This is a genomic window from Limnobaculum eriocheiris, assembly GCF_021010575.1.
GTDB classification, from domain to species: domain Bacteria; phylum Pseudomonadota; class Gammaproteobacteria; order Enterobacterales; family Enterobacteriaceae; genus Limnobaculum; species Limnobaculum eriocheiris.
Genome location: NZ_JAJNAG010000037.1, coordinates 1 through 19,509, shown reverse-complemented (window position 1 = coordinate 19,509; position 19,509 = coordinate 1). Strand labels below are relative to the sequence as shown.

General features: G+C 45.0%; 15 protein-coding genes, 1 pseudogene and 1 riboswitch. Of the genes and pseudogenes, 5 read left to right on the top strand and 11 right to left on the bottom strand.

The annotated features are described in order from the left end of the window. Positions 1-91: 91 nt before the first annotated feature. The 6 genes from LPW36_RS13630 to LPW36_RS13605 all read right to left on the bottom strand — a co-directional run bounded on the left by LPW36_RS13630 (position 92) and on the right by LPW36_RS13605 (position 6,686). Complete coding sequence (locus LPW36_RS13630; protein ID WP_230610484.1) at positions 92-1,582, bottom strand: tryptophan 7-halogenase; 1,491 nt, start codon at positions 1,580-1,582, stop codon at positions 92-94. A gap of 359 nt (positions 1,583-1,941) precedes the next feature. After that, positions 1,942-2,793 (bottom strand): 4-hydroxybenzoate octaprenyltransferase, encoded by an 852-nt coding sequence (gene ubiA / locus LPW36_RS13625; protein ID WP_420844788.1) that lies wholly within the window; start codon positions 2,791-2,793, stop codon positions 1,942-1,944. A gap of 12 nt (positions 2,794-2,805) precedes the next feature. Beyond that, positions 2,806-3,312: a chorismate lyase gene (gene ubiC, locus LPW36_RS13620; RefSeq protein WP_230610482.1), complete on the bottom strand. Its 507-nt coding sequence runs from the start codon at positions 3,310-3,312 to the stop codon at positions 2,806-2,808. A gap of 146 nt (positions 3,313-3,458) precedes the next feature. Next, positions 3,459-3,869 carry a phosphate-starvation-inducible protein PsiE gene (psiE, locus tag LPW36_RS13615; RefSeq protein ID WP_230610480.1) on the bottom strand — a complete coding sequence of 137 codons (411 nt, stop codon included), beginning with the start codon at positions 3,867-3,869 and terminating at the stop codon, positions 3,459-3,461. 61 nt (positions 3,870-3,930) lie between these two features. After that, entirely contained in the window at positions 3,931-5,574 is a 1,644-nt protein-coding gene (pgi, locus tag LPW36_RS13610) for a glucose-6-phosphate isomerase (protein ID WP_230610511.1), read from the bottom strand. A gap of 206 nt (positions 5,575-5,780) precedes the next feature. After that, positions 5,781-6,686 (bottom strand): LysR family transcriptional regulator, encoded by a 906-nt coding sequence (locus tag LPW36_RS13605; protein ID WP_230610478.1) that lies wholly within the window; start codon positions 6,684-6,686, stop codon positions 5,781-5,783. Positions 6,687-6,832: 146 nt separating this feature from the next. On the opposite strand from LPW36_RS13605, the gene LPW36_RS13600 reads away from it, so the two are divergent. From LPW36_RS13600 to LPW36_RS13580, 5 genes and pseudogenes are all read left to right on the top strand, one after another. Continuing rightward, positions 6,833-7,276: a nuclear transport factor 2 family protein gene (locus tag LPW36_RS13600; protein ID WP_230610476.1), complete on the top strand. Its 444-nt coding sequence runs from the start codon at positions 6,833-6,835 to the stop codon at positions 7,274-7,276. Positions 7,277-7,303: 27 nt separating this feature from the next. Next, complete coding sequence (locus tag LPW36_RS13595; protein ID WP_230610474.1) at positions 7,304-7,939, top strand: NAD(P)-dependent oxidoreductase; 636 nt, start codon at positions 7,304-7,306, stop codon at positions 7,937-7,939. Between the two features lie 298 nt (positions 7,940-8,237). Continuing rightward, positions 8,238-8,497, top strand: a riboswitch (Lysine riboswitch). Positions 8,498-8,612: 115 nt separating this feature from the next. Next, on the top strand, positions 8,613-9,962 hold the full coding sequence (gene lysC / locus LPW36_RS13590; RefSeq protein WP_230610472.1) for a lysine-sensitive aspartokinase 3: 1,350 nt from the start codon (positions 8,613-8,615) through the stop codon (positions 9,960-9,962). A gap of 181 nt (positions 9,963-10,143) precedes the next feature. Next, positions 10,144-11,070: a ketopantoate/pantoate/pantothenate transporter PanS gene (gene panS / locus LPW36_RS13585; protein ID WP_230610471.1), complete on the top strand. Its 927-nt coding sequence runs from the start codon at positions 10,144-10,146 to the stop codon at positions 11,068-11,070. Between the two features lie 220 nt (positions 11,071-11,290). After that, positions 11,291-12,745, top strand: a pseudogene (locus LPW36_RS13580) (DASS family sodium-coupled anion symporter). A gap of 57 nt (positions 12,746-12,802) precedes the next feature. Here LPW36_RS13580 and LPW36_RS13575 read toward each other — a convergent pair. The 5 genes from LPW36_RS13575 to metA form a co-directional block, all read right to left on the bottom strand. Further along, positions 12,803-13,228: a DUF6691 family protein gene (locus LPW36_RS13575; RefSeq protein WP_230610470.1), complete on the bottom strand. Its 426-nt coding sequence runs from the start codon at positions 13,226-13,228 to the stop codon at positions 12,803-12,805. 5 nt (positions 13,229-13,233) lie between these two features. Next, positions 13,234-13,668 carry a YeeE/YedE family protein gene (locus tag LPW36_RS13570; RefSeq protein ID WP_230610468.1) on the bottom strand — a complete coding sequence of 145 codons (435 nt, stop codon included), beginning with the start codon at positions 13,666-13,668 and terminating at the stop codon, positions 13,234-13,236. Beyond that, positions 13,665-13,964 (bottom strand): metalloregulator ArsR/SmtB family transcription factor, encoded by a 300-nt coding sequence (locus LPW36_RS13565; protein ID WP_420844789.1) that lies wholly within the window; start codon positions 13,962-13,964, stop codon positions 13,665-13,667. The genes LPW36_RS13570 and LPW36_RS13565 overlap by 4 nt, the downstream gene beginning before the upstream one ends. Before the next feature lie 123 nt (positions 13,965-14,087). Then, entirely contained in the window at positions 14,088-17,768 is a 3,681-nt protein-coding gene (gene metH / locus LPW36_RS13560; protein WP_230610464.1) for a methionine synthase, read from the bottom strand. A gap of 104 nt (positions 17,769-17,872) precedes the next feature. Beyond that, positions 17,873-18,802, bottom strand: a complete 930-nt coding sequence (metA, locus tag LPW36_RS13555; protein ID WP_230610462.1) for a homoserine O-acetyltransferase MetA — start codon at positions 18,800-18,802, stop codon at positions 17,873-17,875. Positions 18,803-19,509 lie beyond the last annotated feature (707 nt).

Below are 19,509 nucleotides of genomic sequence, written 5' to 3'. Positions count from 1 at the left end.
TATTAAGCTAACGTTAGCTTAACCGTCTAAACTCAAACCATAAAAAAGCCTGCTAATTAGCAGGCTTTTATGCATTATCGATAAGGCCGAATTACCAGCCCTTCTCTTTAACCCGATTAACAAAATCCAGCGCTTTCTGTTGCTTATCTTTAGATAACCACAGTAAGTCCATACCTGCTGCACTCACCGGAACCAAACCTAAAGGAACAGCAACCGACATCCAGTTAACCGGGTGGAAGATGCCGCCCCAACCATTCATCGCATAGTTTTCTACATCGATCAGGTGAGGTGTACGTTCCTGAATACACCTTCTGAATTCAGCATAACGCTCTGTCATTGGTGATTTATTCACTTCTTGCCACAATGGAGTATCGTTACGGGTACAGTCATAGTGCATACGCAGGAAATCGCGAATACCGTGCCATGAGGCCAGGTTAGCTTCGTTATATTCACGGATACTGTTTTCAGAAATAATGCCCTGACTTGATACCAGCACACGCTCGAAATTGCGTAGCTGCTCGATCATCTGGCCAATTGAAGTGGCTTCCAGCGGTTCCACGAAGCCAGAAGAGAGGCCCAGAGACATAACGTTCTTAATCCACACTTGCTCATAGCAACCCGGATCAAAGCGAATCGTTTTATGAGGCTCAATTTCAAATCCGAGATACTTCTGAATCTCATCAATCGCATCGGCTTCGCTCTTATGTTTGCTGCTGAATACATAGCCCGCACCAACGCGAGTAGACAGAGGAATCTGCCACATCCAGCCAGCATCCATGGTGATAGCACGAGTAATCAACATTGGATTTTTATTTGGGTGAGGCATATAGAACGGAATAGCGCTATCCATCAACAGATAGTCTTTAAAGGTCTGCCAACGCGCTCCTGGCATTTTCGCCATGACCTGACGGGTCAGACCACTGGAGTCGATCAGGAAGTCTAGCTCAACTTCACCTTTCTCGGTGATTAGCTTAGTAACCAGCCCTTCTTCATTACGAACGAAGTCTTTCACCAGCACATCTTCATGAACCACACCACGAGACAGCGCCACTTTCTTCATGTATTTAGCAATTTTGTAGCTGTCGAAGTGGAAAGAGGTCACCAGGTCGGTACGATCTTCGTCTACTGCCTTAATCGCTTCTTCCATTGATGCATTATTTTTAATCAGTTGGAAACCACGAATCCATGATTCCAGCGGTACGCCCTGATTAATTAATGCAGAATAATATGGCAGGAAACCGCCTTCAACCCACTGTGTACCTTCGCCACGCGCAGAGGTAAACAGATGGTAGAATTTGTCATCGGCTTTACCGGTGCGCCAACCTTCATAGCTGAAACCCCATTTAAATGTCGCATCGGTTTCTGCCATAAACTCTTTTATATCGATTTGGTTACGTTGCAAGGCATCATAAATATTCAGCAGTCCGCCTTCACCTACACCAACAATACCAATCTGACTGGATTCAATAACCCGAACTTCCACATTAGCACTAAAAATACGACGTAATGTCAGCGCGGCAAACCATCCTGCTGTTCCACCACCGAGAATAACGATGCGCTTTGGCGTTCTCAAATTTAACATCAGTAACCTCTTCCATTTTATGTTTTATACCACTGTTACGATGAGTTGATACTTTAAAACAACTCGTCTGATAACTGTTATTTTTAGGCTATAGGCGCCCTGCCAGATAAATAAACAAAAACAACAAATCAAAATAAAAAATCAACTTGCTTGCGGCAGCTCGCCATAAATAGCAAAATAAAATAAAAAACGACATTTTCTTTAGTTGCTAACGGGGTATATGAGAAGGGAATAGAATAAAATGCTGTCTTACATTACGACTGTTCATCCCTGAACCCACTGTTAATACAGGACCGCATGCTAACAGCGTTTAATATTCAGGTACATATCATAAATCAATTTTTTACCAATTAAGGTAATTAAGTACTTATCAACAGCCCGAGAAAAATCACAAAACCAACATAATTGTTATTCATAAACGCCTGAAAACATTTGTCTCTCTCACGTAGAGAAATAAGGTTCTGTTGATAAACAAACAGCGCACTGGCTAATAACAGAGACCAGTAAAAATGTTGGGTTAAATTATTTAAATAACCTATCCAGCATAATATTAGTACGGTACCTAATTGCAGCAGGCCAATAATCAGTTTGTCATGGCGACCAAAAAGAATTGCGGTTGATTTAATACCAATCTTTAAATCATCGTTACGATCGACCATGGCATATTGAGTATCATAGGCTACAGTCCAGAATATATTCGCCAGTAATAGCAGCCAACAGCTCAGGGGCAATGCATCACTAACAGCAGCATAGGCCATCGGTATTGACCAGCCAAACGCCATACCCAATATAACCTGAGGTAAATGGGTAAACCGTTTCATAAAGGGATAGATCCATGCAAGGATCACCGCAGCAACCGAAAGTAAAATCGTCAACCGGTTCAACATCAGAACTAATAAGAAAGAGATGGTCACCAGCGATAAAAACAGCACCTTACTCTCTTTCTCCGTCACGGTACCACTTGGCAGTGGGCGGTTACGGGTACGTTCAACATGCCCGTCAAAATGACGATCGGCGAAATCATTAATCACGCATCCAGCGGCACGCATCAGAAATACACCGATGATAAATATAATCAGAATATAAACGTTCGGCGTTTCCTTCCCTGCAAGCCAGAGCGCCCAAAGCGTAGGCCAGAGTAACAACAGGGCCCCGATGGGTTTATTGATACGCATCAAACGGCAGTAAGCCAGCCATTTGCCTTCAGTCACATTTTCCCCCAATTAATATAACGGTGATGACGGTAAAAAAATTTCCGTCAGTAACAGAGGTTTACCCGACAGACGCAAGCGGGAACGCCGCCCCCATAAACTATCGTGTAAAGATACCTGAATATAATCCCGTTCCAGGGTGGACTGACTAAACAGGTAACGCCCCAGAGGAGTATCTCCCAGTTCAATCAGCCGTTGCTCAGGACCACTGAGTGTCTTTTCCGGAACAACGGTACGCGCCCATATCCATGGAATAGTATCACCAAACAGAAAGACTTCACGCACCCAGTAGCGTTTGTCCGCGGGTAACTCTTGCTGTTCTTTACCAAGCGCAGAGGCAGAAACATAGCCTTCAAACAGGGGCTGAACCGTCACTTTGCGGCAATAACGTTCACAGCGGCTGGTCATGGAATTCTCTTCCAGTAACCACTCAGCAACAGGTTTACTTAACGAATCGTTTTGCGCCGAATACCAGTCTCGTGTTTTCCAGTTTGGTATCAATAGCGCTTCACTCATCATCGTAACACCCTGGAATAGTAAGGCATGGTCACTAAAAGGCCATAAAAACCGGGGGTCATTGTAACGTAAAATTGCCCTCTGCAAACAGTGAAGGTTCCTTTCATGGAACTATTTTTTAACATTACGTCAATAAAATTGACCAATTTCTACTCACGCTTTAGTCGATCGGTATTGGCCAAATAGAGTGCGACAACCAAAACCAAAATTGCACCGGAATAGATAAAGGTATCCATCGGATCTTTATGGTCCACAATAATTAAACGAATGATGGCCGTAATACCAATGTAGATAAAGTAACGGAGAGGGAAATGATAGCCCGACTGAAAATATTTAATAATTAAGGCAATAAACTCAAAATAGAGAAAATAGATAACAATGCCTTCAATCAGTAAGTAGCTGGATGATTGGGCAGAATTAACAAATAGCACCTGAATCAGGGCATAGGTCTCTTTACCAAGAAACACTATCAGGATTATCGCCAGCAATAGCAGGCCAAAATTCAGAACCGTTTGCAGTATGCGTGCCACCAGTGTTGCACGTTTAATATTTTCCAGCATGGTTCTCTCCTGTTTTAGCGATTGGGCGGGAGACTCCCCCCGCCCATTTATCCCGGATGAATTAACGCCAGTGCTTAAAGGTATTAATTAACCCATTGGTGGAAGAGTCATGGCTGGACACCGCCTCACTTCCGGCCAATTCTGGCAGAATACGGTTCGCAAGCTGTTTGCCTAACTCAACCCCCCACTGATCGAAGCTGAAGATATTCATGATGACGCCCTGGGTGAAGATCTTATGCTCATACAGAGCGATCAGCGCCCCCAGACTATATGGTGTAATCTCTTTTAGCAAAATGGAGTTGGTTGGGCGATTGCCTTCAAACACTTTGAAAGGAACAATCTGTTCAAAATCTTCTGGTTTCTGGCCCGCTTTAATAAACTCAGCCCGTACTTCTTCTGCACCTTTGCCAAAAGCCAGCGCCTCTGTCTGGGCAAAAAAGTTAGAAAGAAGTTTGGAATGATGATCGCCTAATGGATTATGGCTATGGGCTGGTGCAATGAAATCACATGGAATCAGCTTGGTTCCCTGATGAATCAGTTGATAGAAAGCATGCTGCCCATTGGTACCCGGCTCTCCCCAAATAATAGGGCCGGTTTGATAGCTAACTGCGTTGCCGTTACGGTCAACATATTTACCATTAGACTCCATATTCCCCTGTTGGAAATAGGCCGCAAAGCGATGCATATACTGATCGTAAGGCAGAATAGCCTCCGTCTCGGCACCGTAGAAATTGTTATACCACAGACCAATCAGCGCCAATGTTACCGGCAGATTTTTCTCCACTGGCATATCGGCAAAGTGGCGGTCCATCGCATGTGCGCCACTGAGTAATTTTTCAAAATTATCAAAGCCAACGGAGAGTGCAATTGACAGACCGATAGCAGACCACAGCGAATAGCGCCCACCTACCCAATCCCAGAACTCAAACATATTGGCAGTATCAATACCAAATTCAGCCACCGCTTTAGCATTAGTAGAGAGTGCTGCAAAGTGTTTAGCCACATCAGCCGGTTTTCCAACGTTCAGAAACCAGTCACGAGCCGTGTGGGCGTTAGTCATCGTCTCCTGAGTCGTAAACGTTTTAGACGCGATTAGAAACAGCGTCGTTTCAGGGTTTAACGTTTTAATAGTTTCCGCAATATGGGTAGCATCAACGTTGGAGACAAAATGCATATTCAGGTGATTTTTATAAGGACGAAGCGCCTCTGTCACCATATAAGGTCCTAAATCTGAACCACCAATACCAATGTTCACCACATCGGTAATAGCCTTACCGGTAAAACCCTTCCATTCACCGCTGATAATACGCGCACAGAAAGATTTCATTTTTGCCAATACTGCATTCACCTCTGGCATCACATCTTTGCCATCAACCAAAATCGGTGTATTTGAACGATTGCGTAGTGCAACATGCAGTACTGCACGATCTTCTGTACGGTTAATTTTCTCACCGCTGAACATAGATTTTATCGCGCCGGAAAGATCGGACTCTTTTGCCAGATTACGTAAAAGTTCTAATGTCTTATCGGTGATACGGTTTTTGGAGTAATCCACCAACATCTGATTATCAAATGTCGCTGAAAAGTGTTCAAAACGTTGCTTGTCCTGAGCAAACAGAGCACCAATAGTGACCTTTTTCATCTCATCAAAATGCTTTTCAAGTGCCTGCCACGCTACCGTTTCCGTCGGATTAATACTTTTCATCATTGGACCCTTATACATGAAATCAAGACAAAGATTAGGTTGTTTCTACCCTACCAGCCTGCGATTAAACTAATGTGACTAAGACAATTATTACGCATTGCCAATCAGACACTTTTATTATCATAGCTGACAGGATTCAGCAAAATATTTACTCTCTAAATTATAGGCATAAATACGGATCGTATACCTATTATTACTATCGGCTATTATTTCCAAAAATTGTCTGACTTGAACCGTTCATCCAGAAAGGTTAACAATGCGCGCAGCGCCGCTGACATATGATTGCGCGAAGTATAGATAGCATAAATCGTCATTGGCTCTACTTCATATCCGGTCAGAATAGCTTCAAGCTGCCCGTTGGTCAGCTCATTTCTGACTAAATAAGCGGGTAACAGCGTAACACCCACCCCGGCTATAGCTGCATCTTTTAGTGCCAAAACCTCATTAGCACTGATGCGCCCTTTTATCGGAATTTTTATCAGTTCACCATACTCTTCTACCGATCGATAAGTCCAGGTATGGGCACCAAATTTAGCATGGGTCAGGCAAACGTGATGGGATAAATCTTCAGGTTTCTGTGGACGACCTATTTTGTCCAGATACTGTGGTGAAGCACAGGTGACGGAATGGCAAATTCCCAATGGGCGCGCAATTATCCCTTGTTCCAGCGTATTGGTGATACGAATAGCTAAATCAATACGCTCATCAACCAGATTTACCGCGCGATCCAACAGTTGAATATCAATGTTCACCTGAGGATAACGTAAAGAGTATTCGGCAATCAGGTTAGCCAGATAGGACTGACTAAAAGACTGACTACAGGTAATACGTAACGATCCTTTAGGAACAGAAGAGCGATCGTGACGCGCCGCTAACATTTTTTCCTGAATTTGCAGCATCTGGCGGCAATCAATAAGTGCCAGCTCTCCGGCCGATGTCAAACTCAGGCTACGGGTTGAACGATGCAGTACCCGAATCCCCAACCAGCGTTCCAGCTCTGCCAGATAACGGGAGGCCTTTGCCCGGGATAGCCCCAATCGTTCAGCCGCGGCCGTCAGGCTTCCGCGGTCCACTGATTCAACAAACACCTGCATAGCGGTCAATCGATCCATATATTCGCTCAATTTTTGCAACAGTCTGTTATTAAATACTCTATTTTTAAAACAATAGAAAGGGATTAAAGTTTTTCCCTGTGTGATTCGACACATTGAATCATCAGCCCAATAATTATGGACAATACCCCGGAGCCCAATCGTAAATGAGAACAAAACTTCTGCTTAGTCTGCTGTTACTGGCCCTGCCGTTTACTAGCCATGCAAAAACCGAGAGTCAGCAAACGAACAAACAAACGGTCATTGAGTTTTATCAACAGGCAATTAATAAGAAAGATGCTGAAGCCGCAGTGAAATATCTTGGGCCTGACTATGTCCAACATAACCCTCTGGCGCAAGACGGTATTGAAGGGCTGAAGAATTATATTGCTTATCTGAAGAAGGAACTTCCCCAAAAGCATAATGAAATCAAAAAAGTTTTTGCCGATGGTGACTATGTGATATTACACGTTAAAAGCACCCAGTCTCCTGATGATACCGGGCTGGCCATCATCGATATCTTTAAACTGAAAGATGGAAAAATCATTGAACACTGGGATGTTATACAACCAATCCCGGCAACATCAGCCAACAACAACGGCATGTTCTAAACCCTATTTCATACAGGAGAAAAAATAATGAAAATTGCAATTATTGGCGCCAGCGGCAAAGCCGGACAAAAAATCATGGCGGAAGCCCTGAACAGAAAACATCAGGTTACTGCTATTGTGCGTAATGCAGGCAAAATCAGCGATAAAACGGTCACGGTACTGGAAAAAGATATTTTTGATCTGACAGCTGCCGATTTAAAACCTTTTGATGCAGTCGTCGATGCCTTCAATGCTTCAGCAGGCCATGAAGATCTACACCAAAGCTCACTGATTCATCTGAGAAAAATTCTCTCTGACAACCCGCATACCCGACTGTTAGTAGTTGGCGGTGCCAGCAGCCTATATCTTGATGAGCAACTAACACAGCGCCTTATTGATTCTCCTGACTTTCCCGATCTTTACAGAGCAACGGCCAGCAATATGGGTGAAGCCTTTCTTCAGTTGAAGAAAGCAAACGATATCAACTGGACCTATATCAGCCCATCAGCCATGTTTGTTGCCGATGGTAAACGTACCGGCAGCTACAATATCGGTAGCGATCGCTTAATGGTTAACAGCGCGGGTGAAAGCACTATCAGCTATGCCGATTACGCTATTGCCGTACTGGATGAAATCGAACAAGCTAAACATATTCGCCAACGTTTTACCGTTGTTGAAAAATAATCGTCAGATACGAACAGCTTTGATGAGCCGATAACACACGGATTATTGGCTCACTTTCACCACGATTGGTCATCAGGTTCATTTATTGGTTAAAAAATAATTATTATAGAAACAGGCTAAAACTTAGCGTCTAATATCGAAAAATCAGGTGCTCATAACCAATTCCCCTTCAGTATAAATATAAAACCACGCAAACCTCGGCTCTTCTGTTAAAGAAATAAAAAACAAACACATAAACATCATTGACACTGGCTCCATAACCCGCTATTTCTTAAAGCCTACTTGTGTATCCCGTACACAAGCCAGAAGAGGCGCGTCGTTCAGGTAAAGTGTTTGAGGATCCGGAATCCAGCGAAAACACTCCAGGGGATACGACGCCGAGGCAGAACTCAAACCGGACAAGAGAACTGTCGACCACAAGGGCTGAATCCCTTGGGTTGTCACCAATGTTACCCGCAGACATATTGCGGGAATAAGGGTCTTTAACGTGGAATTATCGTGCAGGTAGTTTCAGCACAATCACAGAAGACTCTGGCAAGGTGGGGCGCTTCTGGGTGTATCGTAGTGTTTCCTTCCTACGTCTGCTCCCTGTTTACCGCGCTTCCTTTGTGCCAAGGCTGATGAATTTAAGGGCTATTGATTAGCTCCACCTGACACGAGGAATTATTGAGTTATGTCAAATATTGTTGTTGCTAAATTTGGTGGTACCAGCGTCGCTGACAGCGTTGCAATGAACAATTCTGCCAATGTTGTGTTATCAAATCCTGATGTAAAAGTGGTGGTCTTATCGGCATCAGCCGGTGTGACTAATCTGCTGGTAGCTTTAGCTGAAGGCTGCAACCCGGACCTTCGTACAGAAAAGATCGAGCAGATTCGCCACATTCAATATCAAATTCTGAACACTCTGCCCGATACTGAAGTCGTGCGTGAAGAAATTGACCGCATGCTGGATAATATCACGACGCTTTCCGAAGCCGCCAGCCTGGCGACCTCTGCGGCGTTAACCGATGAGCTGGTTAGCCACGGTGAGCTGATGTCTACTCTGCTGTTTGTTGAACTGCTCAGAAGCAGAAATGTTAATGCCGAATGGTTTGACGTACGTAATGTAATGAAAACCAACGATCGCTTTGGCAAAGCGGAACCTGACGTTCAGGCGCTCTGTGCTTTGAGTGAGCAGCACCTGCAACCGCGTTTAGCTAATGCTTTGGTTATTACCCAAGGCTTTATCGGTAGTGAATCCCGTGGGCGAACCACCACATTAGGGCGAGGTGGTAGTGACTATACCGCCGCGCTGTTGGGTGAAGCGTTAAATGCGAAGCGCGTTGATATCTGGACGGATGTTCCCGGCATTTATACCACCGACCCTCGGGTTGTTCCTAATGCCAAGCGTATTGATGAAATTGGTTTCGAAGAAGCCGCCGAAATGGCAACCTTCGGCGCTAAAATTCTACACCCTGCGACCCTGATCCCTGCGGTACGTAGAGATATCCCGGTGTTTGTCGGTTCCAGTAAAGATGTTGGCGCCGGTGGTACTCTGGTATGTAACAAGACCAACCAGCCGCCATTGTTCCGGGCGTTAGCACTGCGCCGCAATCAAACACTATTGACGCTGCATAGTCTCAATATGCTGCATGCCCGTGGTTTTCTGGCGGAAATTTTTAATATTCTGGCCAGCCATAATATCTCTGTAGATTTAATTACCACATCAGAAGTCAGTATCGCCCTGACGCTGGATACGGCAGGTTCATCCACCTGTGGCACCAGCCTTCTCACCAGCGCATTATTAACTGAATTATCAGCGCTATGCCGAGTGGAAGTTGAAGAAAATCTGGCATTGGTTGCGTTGATTGGTAACGAACTGGCTAAAGCCCGAGGTGTAGGAAAAGAAGTCTTTGGCGTGCTGGAGCCGTTTAATATTCGCATGATCTCTTACGGCGCAAGCAGTCATAACCTGTGTCTTCTGGTCCCCGGAGATGATGCTGAACACGTGGTTAAAACACTACACCATAACCTGTTTGAATAACGCGATGTGATGGTACATTTCATCAATAATGTGCAACTCCGGTTGCACATTATCTTTTGCTGACAGCCCTCTTATTCGTTATTCACTTTTTTTATCATCTCTTTGCTATAAACGCAAAATATCAACTTGTTGATGTTGCTTTAGCAATTGCATGTTCTCATTAAAAAGGAAGTATTCATTCATGTTAGCCAGGATTACTCGCCTGTTTCCGGTATGGGCTTTGTTATTGTCTGTTACCGCTTACTGTACACCGACAACATTTACCGGTATTGCCCCTTATATCAGCTATCTGTTAATGCTGATTATGTTTGCTATGGGTGTGACACTTAGAGTCAGCGATTTCAAACGAATCTTCACTCGCCCTATGCCAGTTATTGCCTGTACCTTACTTCATTATTTGATTATGCCGCTGGCCGCCTGGATTCTGGCAAAAGCTTTCAGTATGCCGGCCGATCTGGCGGCAGGTATGATTCTGGTTGGTAGTGTGGCAAGTGGAACCGCATCAAATGTCATGATTTATCTTGCCAGAGGGGATGTGGCGCTTTCTGTAACCATTTCGTCAGTGTCAACGCTGGTAGGTGTCTTTGCCACTCCGTTATTAACCTATTTGTATGTGGATGCTTCGATTAACGTCGACATGCCGGGCATGCTTCGCTCCATTCTGCAAATTGTCGTTATTCCTATCGGAGCGGGTTTAATCATCCACCATACATTAACTAATGTTGTTAAACGCGTAGAGCCATTTTTGCCCGCTCTGTCGATGGTCTGTATTTTAGCGATTATTAGTGCGGTTGTGGCTAACAGCCAAAGCCACATTGCTTCTGTCGGTTTTGTGGTGGCTATTGCCGTAGTGTTACATAACGCCATTGGTTTATTAGGTGGCTACTGGGGTGGAAGGCTATGCGGATTTGATGAATCCACCTGCCGTACCTTAGCCATTGAAGTTGGTATGCAGAACTCTGGTCTGGCAGCTACATTAGGTACGCAATATTTCTCTGCCGTTGCCGCGCTACCGGGAGCATTGTTCTCCGTATGGCATAACCTGTCAGGTTCACTGCTGGCCGGATACTGGCAAGGAAAACCAACTAAAGATAACGATAAAAAATAATTATCAATTATTGTTTCTAAAAAAGAGATGTTCTGGCCTCTCTTTTTTATTGCCTATAACAATAACTATTTAATTCAGAATTATTTGATAATATATTATCACGCGAAGTAATAAATAAAATAGTATTCTATTTATACATCAATCTTTCTGATAGTGCCTTTAATTATCTTAATTTCAGCGTTTGGACATTTACTTCTCTGATACAGAGTAGGGATAGCTTGTGAAGGAAAAAACGTCGTCTCCGGTCAATTGGTTACCGTTGATCATTATTGTTATCTGTGCCGCTATTCTGTGGCAAATTACCCCACCAGAAGGCCTGAGCCTACCCGCCTAGCACTCTGCCATTGTTTTCGTGGCAACCATCGCCTGTATAGTGGCTAAAGTTCTGCCAATCGGTGCCGTCGGTCTGATAGGCATTACTGTTTATGCACTAACTTATGCATCAGGAGCGACTACCGCTGTTGAATCAATTACTGCGGCACTTAGTGATTTAAACAGCTCGTTAATCTGGTTAATTGTAGTCGCTTTCATGATTGCCAGAGGTTTTATTAAAACCGGCCTGGGAAGGCGTATCGCATTACAAATGATCCGCCTGTTGGGGAAAAGAACGCTGGGTCTGGCTTATGGGCTGGCGGTTGCCGATCTGATCCTTTCTCCTGCAATGCCAAGCAATACCGCACGATGCGGTGGTGTTATCTACCCTATTGCGGACTCATTGGCTCGTAGCTTTAACTCCAATCCTGAAGATCAATCACGCAATAAAATCGGTACATTTCTGATTACCTGTATTGGTAACGTTAATGACGTAACCGCAGCCATGTTTATGACCGCCTATACCGGCAACCTACTGGCAGTCAAACTGGCGGCTAATGCGGACGTTCATTTAACCTAGGGAAGCTGGTTTGTCGCAGCAGTCGTCCCTTGTCTGGCTTCACTGATTATTGTTCCGCTATTGGTTTACTGGCTGACCAAACCTGAAATCAAACACACTCCGGATGCTCCTGTTCTTGCCAGAACCGAGCTGGAAAAAATGGGGAAAATGAGCCGCAGTGAGTGGATCATGACCGCCACCGTTGGGCTGTTGCTGGTCTTGTGGATTTTTGGCGATAAGCTGGGCGTTGACCCAACGGCCGCTTCTTTTGTTGGTCTTTCATTCTTACTATTAACCGGGGTTCTCACCTGGGAAGATGTGAAAAGTGAAAAAGGTGCCTGGGATACCCTAATATGGTTTGCCGCGCTGTTAATGATGGCGAACCAATTGAAGAAACTGGGCTTTACAACCTGGTTTGGTAATCTGATTGGTGAACATATCGGTGCCGCCATGGGAGATAGCAGTTGGATTCTCATTCTGCTGCTGCTTAACGCCGCTTATTTTTATACGCACTACTTCTTCGCCAGTGGAAATCCGCAAATCGCCGCGTTATATGCAGTTTTCCTTGGCGTTGGTATTAATCTGCATATTCCTGCCTTACCTATGGCACTGATGCTGGCCTTTACCAGTAGCCTGTATTGTTCTCTGACACAATACTCCCACGCCCGCGGTCCAATTCTGTTTGGCGCCGGGTATGTTCCTACCGGAACCTGGTGGCGAGTTGGTTTTGTGGTCAGTATCGTCAATCAGGCAATTTTCCTGGGTCTGGGCCTGATTTGGTGGAAGACGTTAGGACTGTATTAATACTTTCAGCAGATAACATTACAGAAGGCCATATCTTATCCATATGGCCTTTATTATTTATACCGCACCGCTTTTTCTTTTCTCCAACACGTCAAAAATCAACATACCTGCGATCATAGCAGCAGTAAAAATCAGCCCTTTTCCCACACCAGCGCCGAGCAATACCAACCCGGGTCCGGGACAAATACCGGCAATTCCCCAGCCAATACCAAACAGGGCGCTACCGCCAATCAGGCGTTTATCGATAATTTGCGAATCAGGCCATTGGATGCTCACGCCTAAAACCGATTGCTTACGGCGTTTCATATAACCAAAAGCCAATACTCCAACAACAATAGCGCTTCCCATTACCAGTGCTAATGAAGGATCCCAATAGCGGGTAATATCCAGAAATGACAGAACTTTCACTGGATTAACCATACCGGAAACAATTATCCCTAAACCAAAAATCAAACCGCTGAGAAAGGCAAAAAATAGTTTCATGACACTCAGCCTCCCTGTAATGGATTGAATAATAAAACCGTCACCACACCAGTAGCCATAAATGTCAGGGTCGCTATCAAAGAACGAAACGAGAGTCGGGGCAATCCACAAACACCATGACCACTGGTACAACCGGAACCATAACGGGTACCGATACCCACCAGAAGACCAGCAACAACCAGCGCAGGCCACTCTGCTACAATCCGGATATCAGGCATAGGCTGTAGCAATGTATAAAACAGTGACGAGGCAATGATGCCCAGCAAAAAAGCGCTGCGCCAGCCAAGGCCTTCGCGTTGCCCCCGAATCACATTGGCCAGAATGCCACTGATTCCGGCGATTCTTCCATTAAAGACAATCAGTAATGCTGCCGCAACACCAATCAAAACACCGCCGACCAAAGCCGTCACCGGCGAGAATGCGTCCCAGGCAATATTCATGACTTTTTCTCCCCGCTAACCGGACAGTAAAGCCGATATAACGTATCCAATAGCGTTAGTACCCTCTTATCCCGGATGGAATAAAAAATTCGCTTCCCCTCTCTGCGAGTGCTCACTAGCTCTTCAGACCTCAATACGGTTAGCTGCTGGGATAAGGTTGGTTGGTGGATATCCAGACATTGTTCCAACCCGCTAACGGAGAGTTCTCCCTGACTGAGTTGACAGAGTATTAACAGGCGATCTTCATTTGCTAATGCACGCAAAAGAGCCGCAACGTCACCCGCTGCGGCTCTCATTAAAGAAATATCAGATAGGATATCATTTTGATTCATAGGGCATCTCAGTTCATCAAGAAACATTATATAAAATAATATAATGTTTAAAATATAAACTGAAATATTCCTTAAAGCAAGCAGCTCCTAGTCGGCGTCATATCCCAGGTTTGGCGCCAGCCAACGTTCGACCTCTGTTACACTCAAATTTTTACGAGCTGCATAGTCCTCGACCTGATCGCGTTGAATCTGAGCAACGGCAAAATACTTACTCTCCGGATGGCTGAAATACCAACCAGACACTGAAGCACCAGGCCACATAGCATAAGACTCCGTTAACTTCATGCCGATGGCTTCTTCAACATTCAACAATTGCCAGATAGCTGCTTTTTCCGTATGTTCCGGACAAGCTGCATAGCCAGGAGCAGGACGAATGCCCTGATAATTCTCCCTGATTAACTCTTCGTTAGTCAGGTTTTCACTCTCAGCATATCCCCAGATCTCTTTACGTACTCGCTCATGCAAATATTCGGCAAACCCTTCGGCTAAACGATCTGCCAGAGCCTTAATCATGATCTTGTTATAATCATCATGTTCAGCTTCATAAGCATCGGCCAGGGCATCCTCCTCTAAGCCTCCGGTTACTGCAAATGCGCCCAGATAGTCTGCTTTTCCACTCTGCTTTGGTGCAACAAAATCGGCCAGACAATAGTTAGGAAAATCGGTTTTCTCGGTCTGCTGACGGAGATGATGGCTGACATTAATCACTTGCTGGCGGGTTTCATCAGCATAAATCTCAACATCATCGCCCACCCGATTGGCCGGAAAAATGCCCATAATACCTTTTGGGATTAGCGAACGATGTTGAGAGAGTTTGTCCAATAGCTCATTAGCATCGGCAAACAAGCGTTTAGCCTCTTCTCCAACGACCTCATCCTCCAGAATTCGTGGATATTTTCCCGCCAGCGACCATGTCATAAAGAACGGCGTCCAGTCGATATAATTCCTTAAGGTCTCAATCGAAGCCTCAACCTGACGAATCCCCAGATGTTTAGCCACCGGAGGCGTGTAATTATCCCAGTCACACTCCCAGCCGTTATCTCTGGCAGCCTGTAAACTGACCGGCGCAGTTCTTGGCTTTTTACGTGCATGCTGGATTCTAACGGTTTCATACTCTTTGCGGGTACGCTCGACAAAGCCATCCCGCTGTATATTGGAAAGCAGAGCGGAACAGACTCCTACGCTGCGGGAAGCATTTTGCACATAGACTGTCGGTCCACTGTAATTTTGCTCGATTTTAACCGCCGTATGGGCTTTCGAGGTGGTAGCTCCCCCAATCAACAACGGCAAAGAAAAGCCCTGACGTTCCATCTCTTTAGCCACATTAACCATCTCATCCAACGAGGGGGTAATCAGGCCGGAGAGACCAATAATATCTACTTTCTCTTCGCGGGCGGTTTTTAAGATCTTCTCGGTTGGAACCATGACGCCTAAATCGATAATCTCATAGTTATTACATTGCAATACCACACCGACAATGTTCTTACCGATGTCGTGAACATCGCCTTTCACCGTTGCCAGTAGGATTTTACCGGCAGCCGATCCCTGCTGTTTGCTGGCCTCAATATAGGGTTCCAGATACGCCACGGCCTGTTTCATTACCCGGGCTGATTTTACGACCTGCGGTAAAAACATTTTGCCTTCACCAAACAGATCGCCAACGATGTTCATTCCCCCCATCAGCGGCCCTTCAATCACCTCCAATGGTAAATCAACCTGCTGGCGCGCTTCTTCCGTATCTATTTCAATAAACTCGGTGATACCTTTAACCAAAGCATATTCCAGCCGTTTCGTGACCGGCCAACCGCGCCACTCCGCCTGTTGCTTATCCGCTTCAGCATCCCCTGCGCTACCACGGTATTTTTCTGCTAATGCCAGCAGGCGTTCTGTACCATCATTACGGCGGTTGAGAATGACATCTTCTACCGCCTCTTTTAACTCCGCGGGTAAGTCATCATAAATAGCCAGTTGTCCTGCATTCACAATCCCCATATCCATGCCGTTTTTGATGGCATGATAGAGAAACTCGGCATGAATCGCTTCGCGAACCGGGTCGTTACCCCGAAATGAGAATGAAACGTTAGAAACCCCGCCGGAGATCAAAGCATGAGGAAGTTCAGCTTTAATGTCGCCACAGGCCTGAATAAAATCTACCGCGTAGTTATTGTGTTCTTCAATACCAGTGGCGACGGCAAAAATATTGGGGTCAAAGATAATATCCTCTGGCGGAAAGCCAACCACTTCAGTCAAGATGCGGTAAGCACGACGACATATCTCAATTTTACGAGCACGAGTATCAGCCTGCCCATTCTCATCAAATGCCATCACTACCATGGCAGCACCATAACGGTGCACCAGACGAGCCTGCTGAATAAACTTGTCTTCTCCCTCTTTCATGGAGATCGAGTTAACAATACCTTTTCCCTGAATACACTTCAGGCCTTTCTCGATAACCTCCCACTTAGAGGAGTCGATCATAATCGGAACCCGGGCAATATCTGGTTCACCGGCAATCAAATTGAGGAAGCGCACCATCGCCGCTTCAGCATCCAACATGCCTTCGTCCATGTTGATATCAATGATCTGCGCGCCGCTCTCTACCTGCTGTAGTGCAACCTCTAGTGCTTCGTTATATTTTTCTTCTTTAATAAGCCGCTTAAAACGGGCTGAGCCGGTCACGTTAGTACGTTCGCCCACGTTAACAAACAGGGTACTGGCATCAATCGCTAGCGGTTCCAGACCGGATAAACGGCAAGCGATCGGAATATCTGGCAGTGGACGAGGCGGTATAGCCTTAAGAACCTTACTGATGGCCGCAATGTGGGCAGGCGTCGTTCCACAACATCCTCCGACAATATTAACAAACCCTGACTTAGCCCACTCCTCAATCTGAACCGCCATATCATCAGGCCCGAGATCATACTCACCAAATGCATTAGGCAAACCCGCATTGGGGTGAACTGAAACAAAATATTCAGAGATTCGCGAAAGCTCTGCAACATACTGGCGTAACTCATCCGGCCCCAGTGCACAGTTAAGACCAAAGGAGAGTGGTTTGACATGGCGTAATGAGTTATAGAAAGCTTCAGTGGTCTGGCCGGATAAAGTGCGACCAGAAGCATCGGTAATAGTACCGGATATCATGACCGGCAGCTCAACACCTAACTCTTCAAAGATATCTTCCACTGCAAAAATGGCGGCTTTCGCATTCAGGGTATCAAAAATCGTCTCTATCATAATGATATCGACACCACCCTGAATTAACGCTCTGGTCGATTCTCTGTAGGCCTCAACTAATTGGTCAAAGGTAACATTACGAAAAGCGGGATCGTTTACATTGGGTGATATAGAAGCTGTGCGGTTGGTTGGGCCTAAAATACCAGCCACATAACGTGGTTTATCCGGAGTTTTCGCCGTCCATTCATCAGCACATAGTCTGGCTAAACGGGCTCCCTCATAGTTAATCTCCGCAGATAGCGATTCCATATGGTAATCAGCCATCGCAATGGATGTGGCATTGAAGGTATTGGTTTCAAGGATATCAGCGCCAGCGTCAAGATAAGCGTGATGAATAGCTGAAATCACTTCTGGCTTAGTCAATACCAGCAGATCGTTATTGCCTTTAAGGTCGCTTTTCCAGTCAGAAAAACGCGTGCCTCGATAGTCCTCCTCACCCAGCTTATAGCTTTGGATCATGGTTCCCATTCCGCCGTCCAGAACCAGAATTCGTTTAGTAAGCTGCTGATGTAGTTGTTCTGTCTTGGTCATCACATTTATCTCATTAATAAAGCACTATGCCAGTATGACCGGCATTAATTTTAAATCATATAGTTATAGGATGAATTAGCCCGATATACACAGATTATAAAAAACTAATCCAGTGTAGGATTCATCTGACGTAGATCGAATGGTGTTCTCTGATAGACAAAATAATTCAACCAGTTATTAAACAGCAGGTAGCCATGGCTTCTCCAGGATGCCACCGGTGCCCGATCTGGGTTATCTTCAGGGAAATAGTTCTGCGGAACCGTAGGCTCCAGTCCGGCATCACGATCGCGAAAATACTCAGCAGATAGGGTTCCTGCATCATATTCCGGATGACCAGTAGCAAAGGCAAATCGACGATCTCTACTGGCAAACAGGTAAGCGCCGGCTTGCTCCGATTCGGCATAGATTTCCAGATCGACCTGCTGACGAATCACTTCTGACGGAAAACTGGCATAACGAGAATGCGGAGCCAGGAAACGATCGTCAAAACCACGGGCCAATGGCGCCAGTGGTGCAACAACATTATGCCAATAGACGCCTGACAGCTTCTCATTCATGGTCAATTTAGGAATACCATAAAGAATATTTAATGCTGCCTGCACGGCCCAACAAACAAAGAGGGTAGATGTCACATGTGCTTTAGCCCAATTGGTTATTTTCTCTATCTGAGCCCAATAGGCCACATCTTTAAACTCAACCAGCCCAAGTGGAGCACCGGTAACGATCAGACCATCAAAGTTTTGATCCTGAATATCTTCAAAATTGCAGTAAAAGTTATTCAGGTGCTCCGTTGGCGTATTTTTCGACTCATGGCAGTCAATTCTTAACAGTTGAATATCTAATTGTAATGGGGAATTGGATAGCAGACGCAGAAACTGGTTTTCAGTTTCAATCTTCTTTGGCATCAGATTAAGGATAAGAATTTTAAGCGGACGAATATCCTGATGGCTGGCGCGAGTAGACGTCATCACAAAGACATTCTCCTCACGTAAAACATTAACGGCAGGTAATTCATCAGGTATACGAATTGGCATTGCTTGATCCTCAAATATCCATTTATACGTTTATACATTTAGACTTCTATACCGCTAAAGATAGCGTCTTTTTAATATCATGTCGAGAGGATAAAAATATTTGGTTATATAAAATTCACCAGACGGGAACTGGAATAGAAATAAAAAGTTATTTATTACAGACAGATGGGGTTTTAGAGATAAAAACCAGAGTTGTTATACTCAAATGGAATGCTTGAAATGAAAAATTTTAATTAGGGGATTGATTAAAAAACATGACCTAACGGGTTTACACCTGCGTATAAGAAAACCTTCTCAGTTTTCACTGAAGGGATTTCTTAATTATTAGAGTCTAAAAATTTATAGTCTGAATAAAGCAAAAAACCTCAGTCTTTCAGCTGAGATGGTTTTTCCTGATGAGAACCTGACAAATTGGCTTTAGCGAATATTCCGGCCGTAACAGCTATGTACTTATATCACCACAGTGCCCGGCCGGTAGGGCCAGTCTCTGAATATTTCATAGTCCGCATAAGCAAAAAACCTCAGTCTTTCAGCTGAGATGGTTTTTCCTGATGAGAGCCTGACAAATCGGCTTTAGCGAATATTCCGGCCGTAACAGCTATGTACTCATATCACTACAGTGCCCGGCCGGTAGGGCCTGTCTCTGAATATTTCATAGTCCACATAAGCAAAAAACCCTCAGCTTTCGCTGAGGGTTTCTCTTAATT

Excerpts from the sequence above, each read along its gene's own strand:
- LPW36_RS13630 (WP_230610484.1), bottom strand. The coding sequence starts at position 1,582 with ATGTTAAATTTGAGAACGCCAAAGCGCATCGTTATTCTCGGTGGTGGA.
- ubiC (WP_230610482.1), bottom strand. The coding sequence starts at position 3,312 with ATGATGAGTGAAGCGCTATTGATACCAAACTGGAAAACACGAGACTGG.
- psiE (WP_230610480.1), bottom strand. The coding sequence starts at position 3,869 with ATGCTGGAAAATATTAAACGTGCAACACTGGTGGCACGCATACTGCAA.
- pgi (WP_230610511.1), bottom strand. The coding sequence starts at position 5,574 with ATGAAAAGTATTAATCCGACGGAAACGGTAGCGTGGCAGGCACTTGAA.
- LPW36_RS13605 (WP_230610478.1), bottom strand. The coding sequence starts at position 6,686 with ATGGATCGATTGACCGCTATGCAGGTGTTTGTTGAATCAGTGGACCGC.
- LPW36_RS13600 (WP_230610476.1), top strand. The coding sequence starts at position 6,833 with ATGAGAACAAAACTTCTGCTTAGTCTGCTGTTACTGGCCCTGCCGTTT.
- LPW36_RS13595 (WP_230610474.1), top strand. The coding sequence starts at position 7,304 with ATGAAAATTGCAATTATTGGCGCCAGCGGCAAAGCCGGACAAAAAATC.
- lysC (WP_230610472.1), top strand. The coding sequence starts at position 8,613 with ATGTCAAATATTGTTGTTGCTAAATTTGGTGGTACCAGCGTCGCTGAC.
- panS (WP_230610471.1), top strand. The coding sequence starts at position 10,144 with ATGTTAGCCAGGATTACTCGCCTGTTTCCGGTATGGGCTTTGTTATTG.
- LPW36_RS13575 (WP_230610470.1), bottom strand. The coding sequence starts at position 13,228 with ATGAAACTATTTTTTGCCTTTCTCAGCGGTTTGATTTTTGGTTTAGGG.
- LPW36_RS13570 (WP_230610468.1), bottom strand. The coding sequence starts at position 13,668 with ATGAATATTGCCTGGGACGCATTCTCGCCGGTGACGGCTTTGGTCGGC.
- LPW36_RS13565 (WP_420844789.1), bottom strand. The coding sequence starts at position 13,964 with ATGAGAGCCGCAGCGGGTGACGTTGCGGCTCTTTTGCGTGCATTAGCA.
- metH (WP_230610464.1), bottom strand. The coding sequence starts at position 17,768 with ATGACCAAGACAGAACAACTACATCAGCAGCTTACTAAACGAATTCTG.
- metA (WP_230610462.1), bottom strand. The coding sequence starts at position 18,802 with ATGCCAATTCGTATACCTGATGAATTACCTGCCGTTAATGTTTTACGT.